The following is a 20762-nucleotide window of genomic DNA, read 5'->3' as shown; positions in this document are numbered from 1 at the left end:
TAGAGTTAATCCACCCGATCGCAATGGACCCAGGTCTACGTTTTGCGATCCGTGAAGGTGGTCGTACTGTAGGTGCTGGTGTTGTTGCTAAAGTAACTGCATAATCGCCTAGAGTGATAAAAAAACACCCCTTTGGGGTGTTTTTTTATGTCTATTGTTCGACAATCTATCTTTAATAGTGTCCTAAACTGATACCTTGCTGTCCTAAACTGCACTTAATTCATCGCAATAAAACCGTAATATAAAACACAAGAAAATGAACAAAAGTACTAAATGGAAATTTTCCATTTAAAAGGAGTCAGCAGCATGAATGCTAAAGTAAATATTTCAAATCGTGCAGGTGCAAGTTTTCCAGTACGTCGTATGAATTTTGATTTTGATCAAGTACCAGAATATTGGATGGATGGTTCGGCTGGCTTAACTCATTTCATGACTGGTTTGTCTGCATTATTTCCAGATGGCGAGAAATTATTTATTGATGCTGTACGTGCTGTACGTTATCACTCAACTATTAAAGATAATGCAGAGCTACAAAAAGAAATCAGTGCTTTTATTGGTCAAGAAGCAATGCACACTCAAGAGCATGTAAATTTTAATGCTTCTGCACAAAAGTATGGTCATGATGTTAGATCTTTAGAACAGATTACGGGACGTTATATCCAATTTGCACTTAAGAATTTTTCAAAAATCGTCAAACCGTTTGGTATGACAAGAGAGATGGTTGATCTAACGGCAACAACAGCGCTAGAACATTTTACTGCAACGATTGCTTCCGAATTATTACGCAATAAACACATCCAAGATTTAATGACAGATGAGACCATGTCATATATGTGGTTCTGGCATGCAGTTGAAGAAAATGAACATAAAGCAGTGGCTTACGATGTCTATGAGTCAGTATTTGGAACTGGATTGAAAGCATATAGTTTACGTACTACAGCACTTGTATTTGCTATGGCTTTAATCTTTATTCTTCAATCTTATTTTACTTTACGTCTACTTCAACAAGATAAAAAACTAAATCTGAAAGAATTAGGCATGATTTACAAATATGCTTATAGTCCATCAAAAGGGATTATTACAGGTATGGCGGGTGAAATGTTGGCTTACTTTAGACCACGTTTTCATCCAAATGATTTAGATACCGTACAATTACTTAAAGATTGGAAGGCGAAATTAGGTTTTTAACTTAAAATTTCCATTAGCTAAATCTATGTAAAAAAGAGCAATAAAATTGCTCTTTTTTATTTTGAATATTACATTGAATAGACTTTTTAAAATCATACTGACATGTCCTAAGATGATGCTTTTCTGACCTTATCTGCACTTATTTAATGCGTTCAAAGAAGCGTATAAATAAACCATAGATAATTTTTAAGCAAATATATCCATTGGGTAGGAGAAGAAGGTATGAATGCTAAGGTCAATATTTCAAACCGCGCTGGCGCTAGTTTTCCTGTACGCCGAATGGATTTTGAATTTGGCGAAGTTCCACGCTATTGGGCAAATGGAGATGCTGCTTTAACTCATTTTATGACTGCACTTTCAGCATTGTTTCCAGAGGGTGAACAATTTTTTGTGAATAGTACCCGTGCAGTTAGAAATGATCCAAAACTTGCTGATCCTCGATTACAAAAAGAAATTAGTGCTTTTATTGGACAGGAAGCAATGCATTCAAAGGAACACTTGGCTTTTAATGCAGCTGCACAAGCTTATGGTTATGATGTGCGTAAATTGGAGGCACAAACAGGTAAAGTGATTCAGTATGGGGTTGCTATAAGTACTAAATTATTAAAACCATTTGGTTTTACAAAAGAGATGATTGGCTTAACGGGTACTTGTGCCTTGGAGCATTTTACATCAACGATTGCTGAAGAATTATTGTCTAACCCAGATATTCAATCCATGTTTATGGATGAGACCATGTACCATTTATGGATGTGGCATGCAGTTGAAGAAAATGAGCATAAAGCGGTGGCATTTGACGTTTATGAAGCGATGTATGGGCAAGGATTTAAAGCTTATTTTATGCGTTCATTAGCTTTAGTGATTGCAATGGGTCTAATTTTTATTACCCAGTCATATTTCACGGCGACTCTCTTAAAAACTGATGGCAAACTTACATGGCGAGATACCAAATATATGCTCAAGTTCATGTATGGTTATAAAGGTTTTATGACACGTCAAATTCCAACGTTATTGGCATTTTTAAGACCAAAATTTCATCCGAATGATGATGATACAACAGCTTTATTGAATAAATGGCGTGCTGAATTAGGCTTTAATATGAGTTAATGAAAATGGGCAATTAAAATTGCCCATTTTTTTATTCAAATTTATGATCAAATTACTGATAATCTGCATCAATATTTTATAGAGTGATAGATCGTGATTCGATTGATGCAAGAGAGTGATTTAGACAGTGTTGTTGCAATTGAACGTTTAGTACAAACATATCCTTGGTCGAAACAACAATTTCAAGAATCTTTAGCTTCGTATCAGTGCACGGTCTATGAGCAGTCGAATCAGGTTGTTGGGTTCTGTATTTTGCAGCCTGTTCTAGATGAGGCCAATTTATTACTAATGGCGATTCATCCAAACCAACAGGGCAAAGGTCTTGGATACGAGTTGCTAGATTATTCAATTCAACTTTTAAAAAATAATCCGATTCAAATTTTTTTAGAAGTACGTGAAAGCAATCTTGCTGCAATTCGTTTGTATGAAAAAACGGATTTTCATCAAATAGACTTACGCAAAAATTATTATCCCAATTTAGATGGGACAAAAGAGCATGCTGTGATTATGGTCAAAACATGCACTGATGATTTTGCTGCTTTATTTAATAATTAAGTTATCCCACTCCGATGGTAGAGTAGTCATTAATGAATTTCCAAGTTGATGAATCTCTTTTTCTGAGAGTGGGCGGTTAAGGCGACGCCATTGTCCATCTAATAATAATTCCAGTGGCGTATATTGTGATTTATAGTTCATTTTAGCTGAGTGAGGCACCCAATAACCTAAATATAGGTAATCTAAATTTAAAGTGCTGACATATTCAATTTGTTTAAGAATCGCAAAAACACCAAGTGAACGACGTTGTTCTTGGGGATCAAAAAAAGTATATACAGCAGAGAGACCATCATCCATTAAGTCACAAGTAGAAACGGCAATAAGTTTCTGTTCATCCCAAAGTTCGATGAAAAAACTTTCTGTACAACTGTGAACGAGGAATTTTTCAAACTGATCTAATGTTGCTGGATACATATCGCCATCTGCATGACGCTCGTTAATATAACGCTCATACAAATCATAATGCTGTTGAGTGGCTTGCGAAGTTGGCAAAATACTCATTTTTAAATCTTGATTACGTTTCCATGCCTTCTTCTGGCTACTATTCATTTTAAATTCTTGAATTGGAACGCGACAAGATAAACATTGGCGACATAAATGGCATTCTGGTCGATAGACAAAATCGCCACTACGTCGAAAACCGACACGCGAAAGTTCAGACAATGTCACCACATCAATACGGTGAATTGGATCTAAAAATACCATTCGAGCTGATTTGTTATCGAGATAACTGCAGTCGTGTGGCGGTGTTATATAGTACTGTAAGTCATTTAAAAGGGACTTGGGTTGGTATGATTTCATTAATCTCCCTCCAAGGTGTTAATCCATTAACCGTCTAATTTTGCAAAAACTGCTATTGTTTTACTTGAAAATACACGTTCTTGATAACTTTTCCAATTGATAGAGGGGGCAATAATTACATCTTGTAACGATTTTAGGTAGACTTGGCGAGAAAGTGTACGCGCACCTAAGCTTAAAAGATGATCATTGACCAGTTGACAATCAATCCAAGGAAGCTGATTTTCTTGACCGATCAACATAAGTGTATAGAAAGCCATTTTAGAGACATCTGTTTCTGTACTAAACATCGATTCACCAAAACAGCCTTTACCTATCGTTACGCCATATAGTCCACCAACTAATTTTTCTTGTTGCCAGACCTCAATGCTATAGGCATAACCCGCCTTAAATAGAGAACAATAGCCTTCGATAATATCTTCACTAATCCATGTTTCATTTGCATAGCTGCGGGGGAGTGAACATGAGCGTATTACATCTTCAAAAGCATGATTCACTGTAATCCGATAATCATGTTTTTTCATATTTCGAATCAGTGATTTACTGGGTTTATATACATGAGGCTCAATAATGCAGCGTGGCTCAGGACTCCACCAACAAATCGGTTCATCTTCGTTAAACCAAGGGAAGAGACCATGTGTATAGGCTTCAAATAATGTAGCAGGTGATAAGTCTGCGCCAATACAAATAAAGCCATGTCCTTCAGGATCAGCTTCGATAGGGTTTGGAAAAATATATTGTGATAAAGGAAGCTGTTGCATAGCAAAAAGAGCAAATAACAATAATTCTAAACTAACTGAACTCGATCAGAATGGCAATCTCTAGCGATTCCCATCCTTGCACTGTCATTAATTGAATAAACGTAGTTGTTTTGCAATTTGAAGTTTTTGGCTATCTAGAAATTGCTGTGCTTTTATTTGAATCATTTGAATGCTTTGGTCTTTATCTGTAATGGTATTGCCATCTTTATCCAAAACCAGCCAACCGAGTTGAGTAATTACATTTTGAACGTAATCTGCGAATTCAGCAGCTGTTTCTAAACCATCTACAAAATATGCACGATAGAATAATTGATGAAAATGTTCTGTAGGAATTCCAATTCCGGTTAGTGGGCTTACTAACACACTATAATTTTGGTGAAAACTCGCTTGACTTAATAAATAGTGATTCATCTGATGGTATTTGTGTATGATTTCATGATTAGGTGTCAGTGTTTGACAGGGTTGAGCTAAACCTAAATGGCAGAGAATGACTAAGGCATTCAGGATTTTTGCATAACTTAATTCAGGAAAACTCTGTTCCAATTCAGCAATTGTTAAGGGATGATAATTTTTCTCTGCAAACTTATTACCAATTGGATGATAAATGTCTTCAATTAAATTAAAAGTACCTAATAGCCCAGTAATATTACTCGGTAATTTTTCTTTGGCGATCAATAAGACAAAAGCTTTATTACGTAGTCGTTCTTGTATTTGAAGTGGTGTTAAATTGTTTTTTCCTCGAATAAAAAGATCTCGTCTAAATTGCGTATTAGCAAAATAATCACGGCATTGCTCTTTAAAAATAGGATGTTCAATCTCAGCTAAAAATTGTTGATGTTCTTCGGAAAAATTAATGTTATCAAGATGAGTGCTCAGATCTGTTGAACCTGCATAAGAAAGCTTAATTTCATCTAAAATTCTGACAATTTGTTGAAAGGAGAAGCATTGCCAATCTTGATTTAAGTATTCATGAATTAAGTAGTTTGGATTTTGTTGTTTTAAATCTGCGACTTTTTGTAGAGCATTTGGATTTCTTTGTGCAAAAATAGGATTTTGTTTAAGCAACTCATCACTAAATTTGAGTGCTTCATTCACCTTTTGTAGTGGGTTGGTACTTTTACTATTAAATTTAAAATGGCTATGAAACAGTTCACGAATTGGCATATTCGCTGCCCAGCCTGTAACACAGTTATAACTGATGTAAACGATACCATTCGGTTTTAAAAATTTTCGAATAAACTTTAAAATAATGTATTGATTTTCATAGCTAATCCAACTCCAAATGCCATGTAGACTGATAGAGTCAAACATTGGTAAATCTGAACGATGGAGTAGCTCCTCAAAACTATCATCATAAAAATAATGTTCAGTTTTACATTTTTCGGCGAGTTGATTGGCATGGGCGGCGTGTGCTGGATTGAAGTCAGTGCCGTAAAAGAGCGCTTCATTACTTGCAGCATGAATATTAATACTGACACCTTGACCAAAGCCAAGTTCACAATGCGTTTGATTCTCTTGAGCTTCAGGACTTTCTATTCCATTAAGGAGTAAGCAAAATTTTTGAAAATTAGGGTTGAGATCTCGGTAATAACCATAAGTGTAATTTACTTCTGTTTGATAGCCATTGGTCCATGTTGTTGTCATTCGAAAAACCACCAATCTTATTATTAAATTATCATGTCTTTGATTGTATGGATGTTTTTATAAAAAACCACCAAAGAATTGGTGGTTTTTTGTTTCTTAAAAATTACTTCAAATTGTCGAGATATTTTTCAGCATCTAGCGCTGCCATACAGCCTGATCCTGCTGAAGTGATCGCTTGACGATAGATACTATCTGCTACATCACCTGCTGCAAATACACCTTCAATTGAAGCTGCTGTAGCATTACCAGCAGTTCCACTGTGCACCTGAATATAACCATCACGTAGGTTTAATTGACCATCAAACATTCCTGTATTCGGTTTATGTCCAATTGCGACAAATAGACCTTGTACTTGAATATCTTGTGTTGTTTCATCCTGTGTAGACTTAATGCGAACAGAAGTTACACCCGTTTTATCGCCTAGAACTTCATCTACTTGATGATTCCATATAATACTGATTTTACCTTCTTTTTCTTTAGCAAAAAGATGATCTTGTAAGATCTTTTCAGAACGCAAGCTATCGCGGCGATGAACCAAAGTAACGTGAGCAGCGATATTCGATAAATAAAGCGCTTCCTCAACAGCAGTATTACCGCCGCCTACAACCATCACATTTTGGTTTTTATAGAAGAACCCATCACAAGTCGCACAAGCACTTACACCTTGACCCATAAATGCAGCTTCAGATTCAAGGCCCAAATATTGTGCTGTTGCGCCTGTAGCAATAATCAGCGCATCACACGTGTATTCTTCCATATCGCCTTTTAACACAAATGGGCGAGTTTTAAGATCCACTTCGTTGATGTGATCATAGACAATTTCTGTACCGAAACGTTCTGCATGAGCTTGCATACGCTCCATTAACACAGGACCAGTTAATCCTTCAGGGTCACCAGGCCAGTTATCAACTTCAGTGGTCGTTGTTAATTGACCACCTAATTGCAAGCCTGCAATCAGTGTCGGTTTAAGGTTGGCACGCGCTGCATAAACTGCCGCGCTATAACCAGCAGGACCAGAACCCAAAATAATTAACCGTGAGTGACGAGCGCTCATTAAAGAACATCCTTTTTATATTGAAACTGTTAAAATTATACGTGAATCCACAGGGGAGTGGGTTGGATAATATTGATATACTTAATCGAATTGGGCTATATGATAATTAGTTTTTACTAATCTTTCATTGATGTTTTGCATCAACCGTCGATGTTAACAACAACAGTAAACAATCGTGCATCTTTTTTGTAAGAACGAGTGCATAATGTAAAACTTATTGATTAAGGTAGCTTAAGCCTTAAAAGATACAAACAAATAACGAATTGGGTTACAGGACTGTATATGACTGCGGTGTCAAGTGTTTATGCGCAACGCTTTTTAATGACATTATTTTTGATTTCTTTTGGCATTTATTTATTTCTTGCCACAGTAACCTACACACCTTTTGATCCTGGTTGGATGCATATTTCCAGTGATACGCAACAGGTTTCAAATGCAAGTGGTGTAGCTGGTGCTTGGATCGCAGACTTGTTATTCGGTTTTTTAGGGTGGGCAAGTTTGTTCATTCCTTTATTTCTATTTATCGAAGCAATTCAAGTGTGGTGGCCTAGAAGTTTTTTAAATCGCCCATTTCGTTATGCAGCGCAGTTCTTCTTGATTCTGTCCATTTCTAGTTTGTTGTATCTACATTGGAATGTTCCAGCAGATACTTTAGAAAATGCAGCAGGTGGTATTATTGGTTATGAGTTAGGTCAGAGTCTTTCTCAACTTTTAACCATCTATGGTGCAACATTTTTTTTACTTGCTTTTAGTATTTTATTATTCACTTTAGCTTTTGGTATTCAATGGAATAAAACTTGGGCAACATTAAAAAATATGCCAGCATATTTACAAGATTTGTTCTATAAAAATATACCTCAACACGAATCTGCTTATGATTTGACTGAACAATTAGCCGCAACAGAAACACCAGCGATAAAGCAAAAAGCTCCAGTCCAAGCGGCTGATTCAAATATTGTAGAGGCGAATGATACAGCCCAAAATGCACAGCACAGCATTGCAGCTAAAACAGCATCTACAGACAATGCACATCATCAATTACTAGCCGAAAAACTATTTGCTGATGTTGTTGCCAAAGAACAGCAAAGTGTTCAATCACAAGAAGTATTATCAACAGAAGATTTTGAGCAAACTTTAAAACAAGCACATCAACTTGAAGCCGATAGTCAGCGTTTAATTCAAACAGGTGAAGTATGGCGTGCATTACAACATGATGATGCGAGCCATAAACAAGAAATTGATGCACTTTTGCGAGCGGCAGATGATGCTATAAATCCTTCATCTCAATATGTACATGCAACAACGGAAGTTTCTTCTGTAGCGCAACGTCCTCATCAGAGTCCAGTCGATTGGAATGATGACCAAATATTTGATGAATTATTGGCTGCTGTTCCTAATAGTAAAACGGCTACGGATGTACACAAGCCATTTATTCAAGAAACGCGATCAACGGTTAAAAATGAAAGTGATGAAATTGACTTTGATATTGAGTTAGATTCAACAGAAGTTGAATCTGTACCGCAAGAAAAGGCAGTTCAGTTGCATCATACGATCAAAAACATGATCTCTGATGATAAGCAAAGTATTTTGGATGAAGGCTTTGATGAATTTGAAGATTTGTTAATTGAAGACAAACAACAGCAATCTGTATTGCAAACTTCGAGCTACGCGCAGTCTTCGGCTTTTGTAAAAGCACCTATTGAGATTGAAACGCCTAAAGAGAGTTTATCAAAAGAAGCATTTATTGAAGCATGGCAAGAAACTGCGGGTAAAGTTGAAGAAAATTTTGATATCGAAGATGATTTTGATTTAGACGCGCCGTTAACAGATTCATTTGGTCGCCCAATGTCTCGTGCGATGCAAGTGGCTCAAAAACGTCGTGATTTACCAACTTTGCCAGGTTTAGAATTATTGGACGAGGTAGATCCGAATAAAAAGGTGAACTTTACAGCTGAACAATTAGCTCGTTTGTCTGAACTTCTAGAAATTAAATTACAAGAGTTTAACGTCAAAGCTCAAGTGGTGGAGGCTCAACCTGGGCCTGTCGTGACACGTTTTGAATTAGATCTTGCACCGGGTGTAAAAGCATCTAAAGTTACCAATATTTCGCGTGACTTAGCACGTTCAATGTCAATGGCATCTGTTCGTGTGGTTGAGGTGATTGCTGGAAAACCTTATATCGGCATTGAAGTCCCAAATAGCAGCCGCGAAATGGTTCGACTGATTGAGTTGTTAAAGACACCAGCATTTGAAGACCCAGCGGGTTTACTTTCGATGGCGATGGGTAAAGACATTTCAGGTAATCCTGTGATTACTGATTTGGGCAAAGCACCGCATATGTTAGTTGCGGGAACAACTGGTTCAGGTAAGTCAGTAGCTGTTAACTCAATGATTTTATCAATGTTGTTAAAATACACGCCTGATCAATTGCGTTTAATTCTAATCGACCCAAAACAGCTTGAATTAGCTAACTACAATGATATTCCACATTTATTAACACCTGTTGTTACTGATATGAAAGATGCTGTAAGCGCATTGAATTGGTGTGTAAATGAAATGGAACGTCGTTATAAGCTAATGTCTTTTCTAAAAATTCGTAAATTGGCTGACTATAACCGCAAAGTGGAAGAAGCGATTGCCAATGGTGACGATTTGATTGATCCAACTTGGAAAGCCAGTGATTCAGTTGTAGGGGAGCGTGCACCACGATTAGCTCCTTTACCATCGATTGTGATTGTTGCAGATGAATTCGCTGACATGATTATGCAAGTTGGTAAAAAAGCTGAGGAGATGATTACTCGGCTTGCACAGAAATCTCGTGCGGCAGGTATTCATTTACTACTTGCAACACAACGTCCATCAGTTGACGTCATCACAGGCTTGATTAAAGCGAATATCCCAACACGTGTTGCATTACGTGTAAATAGTAAAATTGACTCTCGAACAATCCTCGATGCAGGCGGGGCAGAAGATCTATTAGGGCACGGTGACATGCTATTCTTAGGGCCAGGTAAAATCGAACCTGAGCGTGTGCATGGTGCGTTTATTAGTGATGATGAGGTGAACCGCATCTGTGACGCTTGGCGTGAACGTGGTGAGCCTGATTATGTTGATGAAATCTTAACCCCATTTGATGAAGAACCGACCTCACGTGGTTTTGAAGATGGTGATGGTGATCCTAATCGTGATGCACTTTATGATCAGTGTGTTTCTTTTGTACTTGAAACGCGCAAGGCTTCAACATCATCATTACAACGTAAATTTAGTTTGGGGTATAACCGAGCTGCACGAATTATTGATCAAATGGAAGAGAACGGGATCGTAAGTTCAATGGGAGCAAACGGTAAGCGTGATATTCTAGTTTAAAATTTTTATATATCGGATTAAAATGAAAAATACCTTAAATTTTTTTAAAATTTCCATTTATATTTTTGCGGGGATTTTATTTTGTGGGTGCGATAATACTCATGCAAATCAGATGAAATCTGATAATTTAGAAATTAATAAGAAAAATCATAGATCTGATATTGTAGAAGTTGATGAGAAAACTCATCAATATGATGTGAGTAGGGTTAGAAATAATGAAATATTAGATAGGCAAAATTTTCAGAAAGATATTCAAGTATTGTTTGAAAATAACAAATTTGATGAGTTGAATAAAATTTATATTCAACTTTTAAAAAGTGAAGAACGAACGTCAAGTGGTTTATGGAAACTAACAATATTTTATGATAGTTTTGACAAAATTCTTACTATTAAAGAGGAAGAAAAGTCAAAAAAGATGTGGGAGTCTCACTATAAAAAAATATCAAAATGGAGTTCAGAATACCCTGATATCGCACTGCCTGAAATTTTAAAAGCCAAATTACTTTTAGCAAGGGCTTGGCAATATCGAGGCGAAGGATATATTTCAACTGTATCAACAGAAAACTTAAAGCAATGGAATACATATCTAACTAAAGCTAATGATTATTTAAATCATAAAATACCAAGTTTATCTAATGTAGATCCTGAATGGCATGTAATTAACTTGGATGTAAAAAATTTCTTGAATAACTCTGAGCTAGAATATAAAAGAGCATTAGAGAATGCTACTAATCGTTTTCCTTATTATTATCCAATCTATTTTAATGCGGTAGTTTATCATTACTCTCCTAAATGGGGAGGAGACTATGAGCAAATAGAAAAATTTGCTCATTTTGCTGTATCAAAAACGAATGCCAAAGAAGGTACTGCAATCTATTCTAGAATATATTGGGTTGTTGCAGACAATATGGAAATAGATAACTTAAGAAAAGAATCATATATAGATTGGCAATATTTTCGTAAATCAGTAAGAGAAGTTTTAAAAAAATACCCAGATCAATGGAATTTTGCCAACTATATCTATATATCATGTCAAGTTAAAGATAAAAAATTTACATCTGAAATCTTCCAAGGAATATCATTTCATGATCTTAATAATTGGAAGAATGAGTATGCATATGAAAATTGCCTTGCTTTTGCAAAAGGTACAGAAGATGAGTTAATGAAAGAGCGAGAGCACAAGTATATGGAACAGTTGAAAAAGGATTATCCTGAATATTTCCAAGAGAATTAAGTTTTAAACAATTACGAAAAGATTACTTTAATTTTACGGTAGAAATATTTTCTTTAATTTACTCTATATAAATTGTAAAAAATTAGGCTTACTTATGTTTGTTGCATTATGTACACTCATTTTTATTCATTTTTGTGCGCTTATCACTCCAGGACCTGATTTTTTCTTAGTCTCTCAAACTGCTGTCAGCCGTTCTCGTAAGGATGCGGTATTGGTTGCATTTGGTATTTGCTTGGGGGCGATGGTCTGGTCACTTTTAGCATTGATGGGACTGAATATTATTTTTGAAAAGATGGCTTGGCTAAAACAAGGCCTTTTAGTCGCTGGTGGTTTATATTTATGTTGGTTGGGATACCAAATGCTTCGTTCAGCTTTTTCAAAAGGTGAGCAAAGCATCAAACAGATAGTATTACCACAGTCGCCTTATTTGTTTTTTATGAAAGGTTTATTGACTAACTTGTCTAATCCTAAAGCAGTGATTTATTTTGGTAGTGTATTTTCATTATTCTTAGCCAATCCTTTATTTGATCAGCATCACTCTTTGCTTTTTATTATTATTGCGATAGAGACCTTGCTATGGTTCTTAGTGGTAGCGTTTGTATTCTCATTACCTACATTTAGAACTGCATATCAAAATTTTGCAAAATGGATTGATGGTATTTCTGGTGGGATTTTTACCTTACTGGGCGTTTATTTGATTGGTAGTCGATAAAATAAAGAGATAAAAAAGCCTGCTGGAAGCAGGCTTTTTTATCTTAAGCAAATTTTGCTAAGACTTCTAAGAAACCATCTTTCTGACGTGGAAATTGAGCAATCACGTCATGAATACGCTGTCCTTCAGGATTAGTCGCATTTAAATCACGACCATCAGCTAAAAATTTGGTAATCAAGCGCTCATAGTCGAAAGGGCGCATATGTTTGAAAGCATGATAGAGTACATGGAAGTCAGCATTAACCTCTGCTGGTGGAAGTTGGTTGAGGTAGGCAAAAACACGCTCATCTGACCATTCTTCATTGAAAGTTGCTGGCTGTGATAATGCCATGACAATCTCCTCAGTCTTAAAATAATAAAGGCAAAATACAGGACTGAATAATTAACAAAGCATGGCTTTGTTCAGTCGCAATGTATTTTGCCTTTATTTGCGAAAAATCGCTAATGAAAAAACTTCTATCGATCTTCAGGTAAATTGATATTCATTTCTAACATTTCGATATTTGCTTCTGAACGAACTTGCATTTGAATGTGCTGTTCATCTACACCACGAACGTAACGACTGACCACTTGCATGATTTCTTTTTTCATTTGGTCAATTTTGTCTTGGCTTAAGCGACGACCTAAACCTTGTTCAGATGCAACAATAACTTTTAAGCGATCTTTGGCAGTTTGTGCACTTGATGGTTTTTCATCACTGCTAAAAAGTTTACTCCAGAATCCTGCCATAATTACGCTCCAAATAGTCTAGCTAACCAACCTTTTGGCTGTACTGCAATGTGTCGATAAGGACGATCTTCGCCAAGGAAACGAGCGACTAAATCATCGTAGGCTTGACCAGCTTTTGCTTCGTCATAAAGAATAACAGGCTTACCTTCGTTCGATGCTTGAAGTACGCTTGGACACTCAGGAATAACACCCAAAGTCGGAACACGTAAAATATCTTTTGAAATATCATCAATCGTTAACATTTCTTGTTTATCAGCACGTTCCGGATTGAAACGTGTAATACATAAATGTTTACGAATACGTCCTTCGTTATGTTCAACTTTTTTAGTTTTGCTATCAAGCATACCAATAATACGATCAGAGTCACGAACTGATGAAATTTCTGGGTTTGTCACAATGATTGCTTCATCAGCATGGTACATTGCTAAAATTGCACCACGTTCAATACCTGCTGGTGAGTCACAGATGATGTAATCAAACTCTTGAGATAGTTCATCAATGACACGTGCAACACCTTCATCACTCAAAGCGTCTTTATCACGTGTTTGAGATGCTGGAAGAATGTATAGGTTTTCGATTTCTTTATCACGAATCAGGGCTTGTTGTAAGCGAGCTTCATTATTGATGACATTGACAAAGTCATAAACGACACGGCGTTCACAGCCCATGATCAAATCAAGATTACGTAAACCTACATCGAAATCAATCACAACAGTTTTATGACCACGTAGGGCTAAACCTGTTGCAAAAGATGCGCTTGTTGTAGTTTTACCTACACCACCTTTGCCTGACGTTACGACAACAATTTTGGCCACCGAATCCACTCCTATTTATGGTCATACGGCCCTAAAAGGGCTTTTTGGGTGTTTAATAAGTTAAATTAAAACTGTAAGGCTTCAAATTCAAGCTCTTGCTTGTTATTTAAATAAATATGTACGGATTTTTTGATCAGATTTTTAGGAATATCATCTGCAACACAATATGTCCCTGCGATCGAGATTAACTCTGCTTCTAATGAATGACAAAAAATTCGAGCTGAAGTGTGTCCACCTGCACCTGCAATGACTCTACCACGAGCATTGCCATAAATGTGAATATTTCCAGACGCAATGACTTCAGAGCCACTATTCATACCCGCATTCAGGATAATATCACCTTGATCCTGTACCAAACATTGTCCAGTACGCAAAATCTCATCATGATACGAGGTGATATGCGTAGTCGGTGTTTGTTTTTGTGGTGTTTGTATTTCTGGAGTTTCAGTATTTTTTTCAGGTGCGTGAGCAACGACTTGCTCTTTTGATGCTTTGATACGCTGTAAAGGTTGATCAGCAGGCAGTACAGGAAATTGGATCGCCCGAGCTTCATCACCTAAAATTCCATCAATTACCGCCATTGGCTGTAAGCCAAGATCAATCAGCAATTGAATTAAGGCAATCAGTTCTTGTTCAACGGTACTGTCAATAATGACTAAGGTTCCAAGATAGGAACCTTCATTGAGGGTGCTTGTAAGTTGCTGGCGGATCGCATTATGGTCATTTGTGTCGAATGTTAATCGACTAAAATTCACCATTCTGCCCGTAATCCGTATATCAGCCATAATTTATCCTTAAGGGCTTTTTTAAGCACTCTATTGTGTTAAAGCATGTTGTAAATAAAAGCAAATGCTAGAACAAATTACAGGAATTCTCTAGCTAGATTGGTAAATTTTCTTGTAATCATTCTGCTTTTTTATCCAATTGATCATATTCACGTAAAGTTTGCTGCCATTGTTTGACTTTGACTTGTTTTCGTATGGCTGCAAGACTTTCAAATACTACTGATTCGACCAATTCTTCTAAGTATTTATTATCAATATTCAATTCACTGACTTTTTCTGCAATAAATAAATAATTCTCATTGGGTTGATTTACAGATCCATTGGTAAACGGCTCAATTAAACCTGCACTGATATTTTCACCCAAACGTTGCCCTATACTTTGAATTTGCTGTTCAATTCGCCCACCTACGATTGGGATTAGACGTAATAATTGAGTCAGCTCAGGCGTATCCTCAATTGCTTGATTAACAATAATACCTACTTTTTGCGTAATGATCGGTTGTTGTGCTTGTAGCGTTTTTGCTAAAGATTCTTGCAATAAAGAAGAAAGGGCGACAGTAAATAATTGACGATGATGATCCACTAAGTCATGAATAATATCTTTATGACTTGAACTGGTTTCTAGCTCCTGTCGGACGCCATCTATAACTGTAATCACAACACGATCTGATAATTCTTCCATAACGACACTGTAATAAAAAAGTGCCTTAATTCGAATATTATCTGGAACAACTTTATAACCTAATTCATGTAAACGATAGGCAATGATACCTGCGCGGAATAAACGTAGAAAACGTAAATGGGGAATAATCGCTAAGATTTCGTACCAATGAATAAATGGAAAAAACCACCAACGAGCATGGTGTTTATTCACAATCGCAATTGCCCATCGCACGGCAAGTTCAGTGATTAAGAAAATAATAAACCATGCTTCGGTAATAATCACCCAAGGGTGCAGATAGCTACGATAGAACTCAAGTACACTGGCTAAATGGATCGTATTAAAAAACCACGCTCCAATATTACTCATTAGAAAAAAGTTCATGCCTAAGCAGAACAAATTAAAAACTATAATAAAAACCATGAAAATGTCATAAACAAGAAACAGTTTGAAAAACTTACTGTTTGGATTTACAAGGCTATATTTAGAGTTCTGTTGTGAGTCCTGCTGAGTCATGTGGTCAGTCAATTCCTAATCAGACTATTGATAATATTTAGACTTCATCTGTGAAATCAGTTGGTCTTTCTCTGTCCAAATTTGGTCGACCCATTGCTGGAAGCGTTCGCGGTAGATTGGATCATCTTCATAATTTCCACCAAGTACCCAATTTGGAATTTCTATTTTACGCAAATCCACAGCAATACGTGAAACATCGCCTAGCCAGAAATCACCATAATCTGGTGCACCATCAGGATAGACAATTGTCATATCAACCAAAGCATCAATCTTATCGCCTAAGATGTTTAAAGCCAATGCCAAGCCACCTGCTTTTGGCTTAAGTAAGTTTTGATAGGGTGATTGCTGTTTTGCTTGTTTTTCGGCAGTAAAGCGAGTGCCTTCAAGATAATTGAGTAGTGTAAAAGGCTGACTTAAAAGTTGTTCGCAGGCCTTACGTGCTTCTAACATATCGCGATGTTTCAGTTCTGGGTTTTTAGCCACTTGTTCCTTTGAGTGACGTTTCATCATTGGGAAACCCAAAATCTTAAAGGCTTGCCCGACAAAAGGAATAAAGATGAGTTCCCACTTGGTGAAGAAGCGGGTGAGTGGCATACGTGTGAGACCAAAATATTGATTTACCGTGGTGTCAACCCAACTTTGATGATTACAAATCATCATATAACGACCTTGTAAATTCAGATCGAGCTTTTCATCAATACTGATTTCCCATTTAAGATTTGGTAAGACTTTTTCAATCAGTTGATTATTTACACCAATCCAACTATTCGCTAACTGAATATTGGTTTCATCTACCTTTTTTGATTTTTTAAATAATTTTGTAAAACCAAGAGCAAGGACAGGAGGACCATGTAAAAAAGTACTTCCTGTGATCACAGAACCAACAGTAAGTCCTTTACTTACCCTTTCTAATAACGATGCTTTTTTATTTGTGGTAGACATAAATCAAACCTTGAGTGCTAATTTTCGATAAAACGATCCTTTTAACTATAAACAACAGATATTTAAATACAACTGTATATTTTTAAATGTTCACAATTTTCATATATTCCAGTACTTATAGATACAAAATCTGAGAAATTAAAATTTTTATGCTAGAAACTTAGATGATTACTTAATTTTTAATAATGTGATGTGAGTCTCGTAAATGTGGTTTTATGCAAAATTATGAACAGTGAAGAGAATGTGAGTGCAAGATCAAGAAAAGTGCATCAAAATATTACAAAAATATAAATAAACTGTTTATTATTAACAAAATATCAATGGTCTGGCTTGATTTTCTCATTCATTATTTGTTCAGACAACAAAATACATAGACAGGAGCTACGCAATGCGTGCATTAGTAATTTCAACATTAGTAGGGGCTGGATTGGTACTTTCTGGTTGCCAAACAATGAGTGGCCAAGGTAACGATATTGGTGGTGTTTCATACGACAAATCTGCTCTAGGTGCTTTAATTGGTGCGGCAGCTGGTTACGGTGTTTCTAAAGGTATTAACAACGGTAGCAGCAGCCAAAACAACCGTGCAATTGCAATCGGTGCGATTCTTGGTGGTGCAAGTGGTTTATATCTCGATAACAAAGAGAAAAAGTTACGTGAGCAAATGGCAGGTACAGGTGTTGATGTAGGCCGTAATCCAGATGGTTCTGTTCAATTGATCATGCCAGGTAGCATTACATTTGATACCAATAAATCAAATATTAAACCTAACTTCTACGGCACTTTAAACAAAGTTGCACAAGTGTTGGCTGAAGATAACAAGAGTGCGATTCTTGTAACAGGTTATACAGATAATACGGGCAATGATTCAATCAATATTCCATTATCTCAAGCACGCGCTCAGTCAGTTAAAAATTATTTAGCTGGTCAAGGTGTTTCAGGTAGCCGTATTGATGCGCAAGGTTTAGGTTCTTCTAATCCAATCGCTTCAAATGCAACGGCTGCTGGTAAAGAACAAAACCGCCGTGTAGAAATTAGCATTTATGCAAAACAGTAATTATTACTGATTTAAAAAAAACCACCTTCGGGTGGTTTTTTTATTGTGTCGAACAGCTTGCGACAAGCTATGGTGTGTTATTTGTATAAGGCATCATAATTTATACATATCCCAAGATTTACTATTGGGATTCTAAAACAGAGATGTCTATAATCATGCTCGAAAACGTGAGAGGTATTACGAGATGTCATCTGCCAGTCAACTCAATGACAAGCAACTTGAAGCGATGAAATATGTTCAAGGGCCATTGTTGGTGCTCGCAGGTGCGGGTTCAGGTAAAACCTCAGTTATTACACGAAAAGTTGCTTTCTTAGTACAGCAATGTGGTATTCCAGCACATCGTATTACTGCCATGACCTTTACCAATAAAGCCGCACGTGAAATGAAGGAGCGTGTCGGTAAGTTATTGTCACGTGAAGAAGCAAAAGGACTCTCAGTTTCGACTTTCCATACCTTTGGCTTAAATTTATTGCGCTTAGAATTAAAAAACTTACCTCTTAAAGCCAATTTTTCGATTTTAGATGCAGACGACTGCAAACGAATTCTGATGGACTTAATGCAGCGCGATAATATGTCGGGTGCAGAGAGTAAAGAACTCATCGCTAAAGCGATGAAGAAAATTTCTGATTGGAAAAATGACTTAGTTTTACCAGAGCAAGCTCATTCAACATGTGAAACAGTTGACGATGTACAGTTAGCACATTTATATCAACTCTATGAACGTAATCTGCGCGCTTATAATGCCGTTGATTTTGATGATTTGATTGTGATGCCAACGCGTTTGCTGCAAGAGAATGCTGAAGTCAGAGACAAATGGCAAAATCGCGTTCGCTATTTACTGGTAGATGAATATCAAGATACCAATACTGCACAATATACACTTGTAAAACTTCTCGTTGGTGTGATGGGGCAATTCACCGCCGTAGGTGATGATGATCAATCTATTTATGCATGGCGTGGTGCAAAGCCTGAGAATATGGCCTTATTAAAAGAAGATTTTCATAATTTAAAAGTCATTAAACTTGAGCAAAATTACCGATCAACCAGTCGTATTCTAAAAGCGGCTAATGCCGTAATTGAAAACAATCCACATATTTTTGATAAAAAATTGTGGAGTGATAAAGGACATGGTGAAAATATCCGTGTGATCACATGTTTGAATGATGATGATGAAGCGGAACGTGTTGTTAAAGATCTCATCACGCATAAATTGATGAATGGTAAAAATTGGAAAGACTATGCCATTTTATATCGTGGTAATTTCCAAGCACGTGTATTAGAAACGCAGCTCCGTCAAATGCAAATCCCATATAAATTATCGGGTGGGCAATCGTTCTTTGCTCGTGCTGAGATTAAAGATGTGATGAGCTATTTACGCCTCATTATTAATCCTGAAGATGATAGTGCTTTCTTACGAATTATTAATACACCGAAGCGTGCAATTGGACCTGTCACTTTAGAGAAACTAGGACTATTTGCACAAGAAAATACCTTATCGTTATTAACAGCTTCTTCTGATCAACGATTGTCGATGGTATTGCCTAAGAAAGCTGCGACTCAATTACATGAGTTTGCTGACTTTATCGCAACATTTACTCGTGAATTGTTAGATGATGATGAGCCTGTACCTAAAGTTCGTCAAATGATTAACGAGGCAGGCTACATCGATTACGTGCGTGAGCAAGCAGCAACACCTGCTCAAGAAAAAACCAAAATCGATAATATTGAGAGCCTCTATACCAGTATCCAAAATCTGATTAATCGTACTGATGATGTTGATGAAAAGAATATTGAAAGTGTGATTCGTAAACTGGTATTGCTCGATATGTTAGAGCAGCAGCAAGAAGAAGAGGACACGGATAAAGTGAACTTATTGACGCTACATGCTGCAAAAGGATTGGAATTTCCTTATGTGTATATGATTGGCTTGGAAGAAGAGCTATTACCACATAAAAACTCGATTGCTTCAGAAACCATTGAAGAAGAACGCCGTTTAATGTACGTGGGTATTACCCGTGCTCGACAAGGGCTAACCTTGACACTTGCTGAGCAGCGTAAAAACGGTGGTCAAATGCGTCAAATGACACCAAGCCGTTTTTTAGACGAATTGCCACAAGATGATCTAGAGTGGCATGGTCGTAAAAAGAAACTCGCACCGAATGTTGATCCGAAAGAGCAAGCTCAGCAATATCTCGCGAATTTAAAAGCATTATTGAAACGTTAAGAAATAGTAAGTAGGAAGTTGTAATGAAAGTTCAAGTTAAAGTATTAGATGCTCGTTTAGGTCAAGAATGGGCATTACCTTCTTATGCCACAACGGGTTCAGCAGGCTTAGATTTACGTGCCTGTTTAGATACTGCAATTGATATTGCGGCTGGTGAAACGGTCTTAGTCAAAACAGGTCTAGCAATTTATATCGAAGATCCAAACTTTGCAGGTTTAATTTTACCGCGTTCAGGTCTTGGTCATAAACATGGTATTGTATTAGGAAACTTAGTCGGTTTGATTGATTCCGATTATCAAGGTGAATTAATGATCTCAGTTTGGAATCGTGGGCAAAGTACATTCCGATTAGAACCGGGTGAACGTTTGGCTCAATACGTTTTAGTTCCTGTGGTACAAGCTGAATTTGAACAAGTGCAAGAATTTGTTGCGACTGAACGTGGTGCAGGTGGTTTTGGACATACAGGTCAACACTAATACTGCTTTCATTATCAATTTAAATGCAATGCTTTGCTTAAAAGCATTGCATTTTTGATATTGATTGTTCTTTGGATTTGTATTAAAAAGCAGCTGACAAATTATTTTAATTTTTCTGAACAAGGGTTAACTAATTTCTTA

The 20762-nt window shown here is 36.7% G+C and carries 20 protein-coding genes; 10 read left to right on the top strand and 10 right to left on the bottom strand.

Features of this window, described 5'->3' with window-relative positions:
* The 4 genes from IEV17_RS04120 to rimI all read left to right on the top strand — a co-directional run.
* Nucleotides 1-104 (top strand): EF-Tu C-terminal domain-related protein (locus IEV17_RS04120; RefSeq protein ID WP_017284604.1); only part of this gene is annotated, 104 nt, incomplete at its 5' end.
* A gap of 202 nt (nucleotides 105-306) precedes the next feature.
* Nucleotides 307-1188, top strand: coding sequence for a metal-dependent hydrolase (locus IEV17_RS04115; RefSeq protein WP_004663467.1), 882 nt, complete (start codon nucleotides 307-309; stop codon nucleotides 1186-1188).
* Nucleotides 1189-1410: 222 nt separating this feature from the next.
* Entirely contained in the window at nucleotides 1411-2295 is an 885-nt protein-coding gene (locus tag IEV17_RS04110; protein WP_004663465.1) for a metal-dependent hydrolase, read from the top strand.
* Nucleotides 2296-2388: 93 nt separating this feature from the next.
* Nucleotides 2389-2850, top strand: coding sequence for a ribosomal protein S18-alanine N-acetyltransferase (gene rimI / locus IEV17_RS04105; protein WP_004663463.1), 462 nt, complete (start codon nucleotides 2389-2391; stop codon nucleotides 2848-2850).
* Here rimI and IEV17_RS04100 read toward each other — a convergent pair.
* The 4 genes from IEV17_RS04100 to trxB all read right to left on the bottom strand — a co-directional run bounded on the left by IEV17_RS04100 (nucleotide 2836) and on the right by trxB (nucleotide 7107).
* A complete protein-coding gene (locus tag IEV17_RS04100; protein WP_004663461.1) occupies nucleotides 2836-3651 on the bottom strand; it encodes an arginyltransferase in 816 nt (271 codons plus the stop codon). The genes rimI and IEV17_RS04100 overlap by 15 nt on opposite strands.
* 26 nt (nucleotides 3652-3677) lie before the next feature.
* Entirely contained in the window at nucleotides 3678-4409 is a 732-nt protein-coding gene (gene aat / locus IEV17_RS04095) for a leucyl/phenylalanyl-tRNA--protein transferase (protein ID WP_004663458.1), read from the bottom strand.
* Nucleotides 4410-4496: 87 nt separating this feature from the next.
* Nucleotides 4497-6053 carry a class I SAM-dependent methyltransferase gene (locus tag IEV17_RS04090; protein ID WP_004663456.1) on the bottom strand — a complete coding sequence of 519 codons (1557 nt, stop codon included), beginning with the start codon at nucleotides 6051-6053 and terminating at the stop codon, nucleotides 4497-4499.
* A gap of 103 nt (nucleotides 6054-6156) precedes the next feature.
* Nucleotides 6157-7107, bottom strand: coding sequence for a thioredoxin-disulfide reductase (gene trxB / locus IEV17_RS04085; protein WP_004663455.1), 951 nt, complete (start codon nucleotides 7105-7107; stop codon nucleotides 6157-6159).
* Nucleotides 7108-7389: 282 nt separating this feature from the next.
* Here trxB and IEV17_RS04080 point away from each other — a divergent pair, with 282 nt between their 5' ends.
* From IEV17_RS04080 to rhtC, 3 genes are all read left to right on the top strand, one after another.
* A complete protein-coding gene (locus tag IEV17_RS04080) occupies nucleotides 7390-10473 on the top strand; it encodes a DNA translocase FtsK (protein ID WP_004663454.1) in 3084 nt (1027 codons plus the stop codon).
* 22 nt (nucleotides 10474-10495) lie between these two features.
* Entirely contained in the window at nucleotides 10496-11707 is a 1212-nt protein-coding gene (locus IEV17_RS04075; protein WP_004663453.1) for a hypothetical protein, read from the top strand.
* Between the two features lie 94 nt (nucleotides 11708-11801).
* The gene (gene rhtC / locus IEV17_RS04070; RefSeq protein WP_004663452.1) at nucleotides 11802-12419 is read left to right on the top strand and encodes a threonine export protein RhtC; all 618 of its coding nucleotides are present in this window, start codon (nucleotides 11802-11804) and stop codon (nucleotides 12417-12419) included.
* Between the two features lie 43 nt (nucleotides 12420-12462).
* On the opposite strand, the gene IEV17_RS04065 is transcribed toward rhtC, so the two are convergent.
* From IEV17_RS04065 to yihG, 6 genes are all read right to left on the bottom strand, one after another.
* Nucleotides 12463-12750 carry a PA4642 family protein gene (locus tag IEV17_RS04065; protein WP_004663450.1) on the bottom strand — a complete coding sequence of 96 codons (288 nt, stop codon included), beginning with the start codon at nucleotides 12748-12750 and terminating at the stop codon, nucleotides 12463-12465.
* A 125-nt stretch (nucleotides 12751-12875) separates the two neighbouring features.
* Nucleotides 12876-13148, bottom strand: a complete 273-nt coding sequence (minE, locus tag IEV17_RS04060) for a cell division topological specificity factor MinE (RefSeq protein ID WP_004663449.1) — start codon at nucleotides 13146-13148, stop codon at nucleotides 12876-12878.
* Nucleotides 13149-13150: 2 nt separating this feature from the next.
* The gene (minD, locus tag IEV17_RS04055) at nucleotides 13151-13963 is read right to left on the bottom strand and encodes a septum site-determining protein MinD (protein ID WP_004663447.1); all 813 of its coding nucleotides are present in this window, start codon (nucleotides 13961-13963) and stop codon (nucleotides 13151-13153) included.
* Between the two features lie 65 nt (nucleotides 13964-14028).
* Nucleotides 14029-14748 (bottom strand): septum site-determining protein MinC, encoded by a 720-nt coding sequence (gene minC / locus IEV17_RS04050; RefSeq protein WP_004663445.1) that lies wholly within the window; start codon nucleotides 14746-14748, stop codon nucleotides 14029-14031.
* 118 nt (nucleotides 14749-14866) lie between these two features.
* Complete coding sequence (locus tag IEV17_RS04045) at nucleotides 14867-15925, bottom strand: hypothetical protein (protein WP_004663443.1); 1059 nt, start codon at nucleotides 15923-15925, stop codon at nucleotides 14867-14869.
* Nucleotides 15926-15949: 24 nt separating this feature from the next.
* Nucleotides 15950-16867 (bottom strand): 1-acylglycerol-3-phosphate O-acyltransferase, YihG family, encoded by a 918-nt coding sequence (gene yihG, locus IEV17_RS04040; protein ID WP_004663440.1) that lies wholly within the window; start codon nucleotides 16865-16867, stop codon nucleotides 15950-15952.
* Between the two features lie 388 nt (nucleotides 16868-17255).
* Between yihG and IEV17_RS04035 the strand changes: the two genes are divergently transcribed.
* The 3 genes from IEV17_RS04035 (at nucleotide 17256) to dut (ending at nucleotide 20621) form a co-directional block, all read left to right on the top strand.
* Entirely contained in the window at nucleotides 17256-17921 is a 666-nt protein-coding gene (locus IEV17_RS04035) for a YiaD family glycine zipper/OmpA-like lipoprotein (protein ID WP_004663439.1), read from the top strand.
* A gap of 184 nt (nucleotides 17922-18105) precedes the next feature.
* A complete protein-coding gene (gene rep, locus IEV17_RS04030) occupies nucleotides 18106-20145 on the top strand; it encodes a DNA helicase Rep (RefSeq protein ID WP_004663438.1) in 2040 nt (679 codons plus the stop codon).
* 23 nt (nucleotides 20146-20168) lie between these two features.
* The gene (gene dut / locus IEV17_RS04025) at nucleotides 20169-20621 is read left to right on the top strand and encodes a dUTP diphosphatase (protein ID WP_004663437.1); all 453 of its coding nucleotides are present in this window, start codon (nucleotides 20169-20171) and stop codon (nucleotides 20619-20621) included.
* Nucleotides 20622-20762: the final 141 nt, after the last annotated feature.

Source organism: Acinetobacter modestus, assembly GCF_014636095.1.
In the GTDB taxonomy this organism is placed as follows: Bacteria; Pseudomonadota; Gammaproteobacteria; order Pseudomonadales; family Moraxellaceae; genus Acinetobacter; species Acinetobacter modestus.
This window is presented reverse-complemented; position numbering and strand designations above follow the sequence as displayed.

What these genes read in the sequence shown, in the direction of transcription:
- IEV17_RS04100 (WP_004663461.1), bottom strand. Translation starts at nt 3,651, where the DNA reads ATGAAATCATACCAACCCAAGTCCCTTTTAAATGACTTACAGTACTAT.
- IEV17_RS04035 (WP_004663439.1), top strand. Translation starts at nt 17,256, where the DNA reads ATGCGTGCATTAGTAATTTCAACATTAGTAGGGGCTGGATTGGTACTT.
- IEV17_RS04110 (WP_004663465.1), top strand. Translation starts at nt 1,411, where the DNA reads ATGAATGCTAAGGTCAATATTTCAAACCGCGCTGGCGCTAGTTTTCCT.
- IEV17_RS04090 (WP_004663456.1), bottom strand. Translation starts at nt 6,053, where the DNA reads ATGACAACAACATGGACCAATGGCTATCAAACAGAAGTAAATTACACT.
- IEV17_RS04075 (WP_004663453.1), top strand. Translation starts at nt 10,496, where the DNA reads ATGAAAAATACCTTAAATTTTTTTAAAATTTCCATTTATATTTTTGCG.
- aat (WP_004663458.1), bottom strand. Translation starts at nt 4,409, where the DNA reads ATGCAACAGCTTCCTTTATCACAATATATTTTTCCAAACCCTATCGAA.
- yihG (WP_004663440.1), bottom strand. Translation starts at nt 16,867, where the DNA reads ATGTCTACCACAAATAAAAAAGCATCGTTATTAGAAAGGGTAAGTAAA.
- minE (WP_004663449.1), bottom strand. Translation starts at nt 13,148, where the DNA reads ATGGCAGGATTCTGGAGTAAACTTTTTAGCAGTGATGAAAAACCATCA.
- dut (WP_004663437.1), top strand. Translation starts at nt 20,169, where the DNA reads ATGAAAGTTCAAGTTAAAGTATTAGATGCTCGTTTAGGTCAAGAATGG.
- IEV17_RS04065 (WP_004663450.1), bottom strand. Translation starts at nt 12,750, where the DNA reads ATGGCATTATCACAGCCAGCAACTTTCAATGAAGAATGGTCAGATGAG.
- IEV17_RS04080 (WP_004663454.1), top strand. Translation starts at nt 7,390, where the DNA reads ATGACTGCGGTGTCAAGTGTTTATGCGCAACGCTTTTTAATGACATTA.
- IEV17_RS04045 (WP_004663443.1), bottom strand. Translation starts at nt 15,925, where the DNA reads ATGACTCAGCAGGACTCACAACAGAACTCTAAATATAGCCTTGTAAAT.
- rhtC (WP_004663452.1), top strand. Translation starts at nt 11,802, where the DNA reads ATGTTTGTTGCATTATGTACACTCATTTTTATTCATTTTTGTGCGCTT.
- IEV17_RS04115 (WP_004663467.1), top strand. Translation starts at nt 307, where the DNA reads ATGAATGCTAAAGTAAATATTTCAAATCGTGCAGGTGCAAGTTTTCCA.
- minC (WP_004663445.1), bottom strand. Translation starts at nt 14,748, where the DNA reads ATGGCTGATATACGGATTACGGGCAGAATGGTGAATTTTAGTCGATTA.
- rep (WP_004663438.1), top strand. Translation starts at nt 18,106, where the DNA reads ATGTCATCTGCCAGTCAACTCAATGACAAGCAACTTGAAGCGATGAAA.
- trxB (WP_004663455.1), bottom strand. Translation starts at nt 7,107, where the DNA reads ATGAGCGCTCGTCACTCACGGTTAATTATTTTGGGTTCTGGTCCTGCT.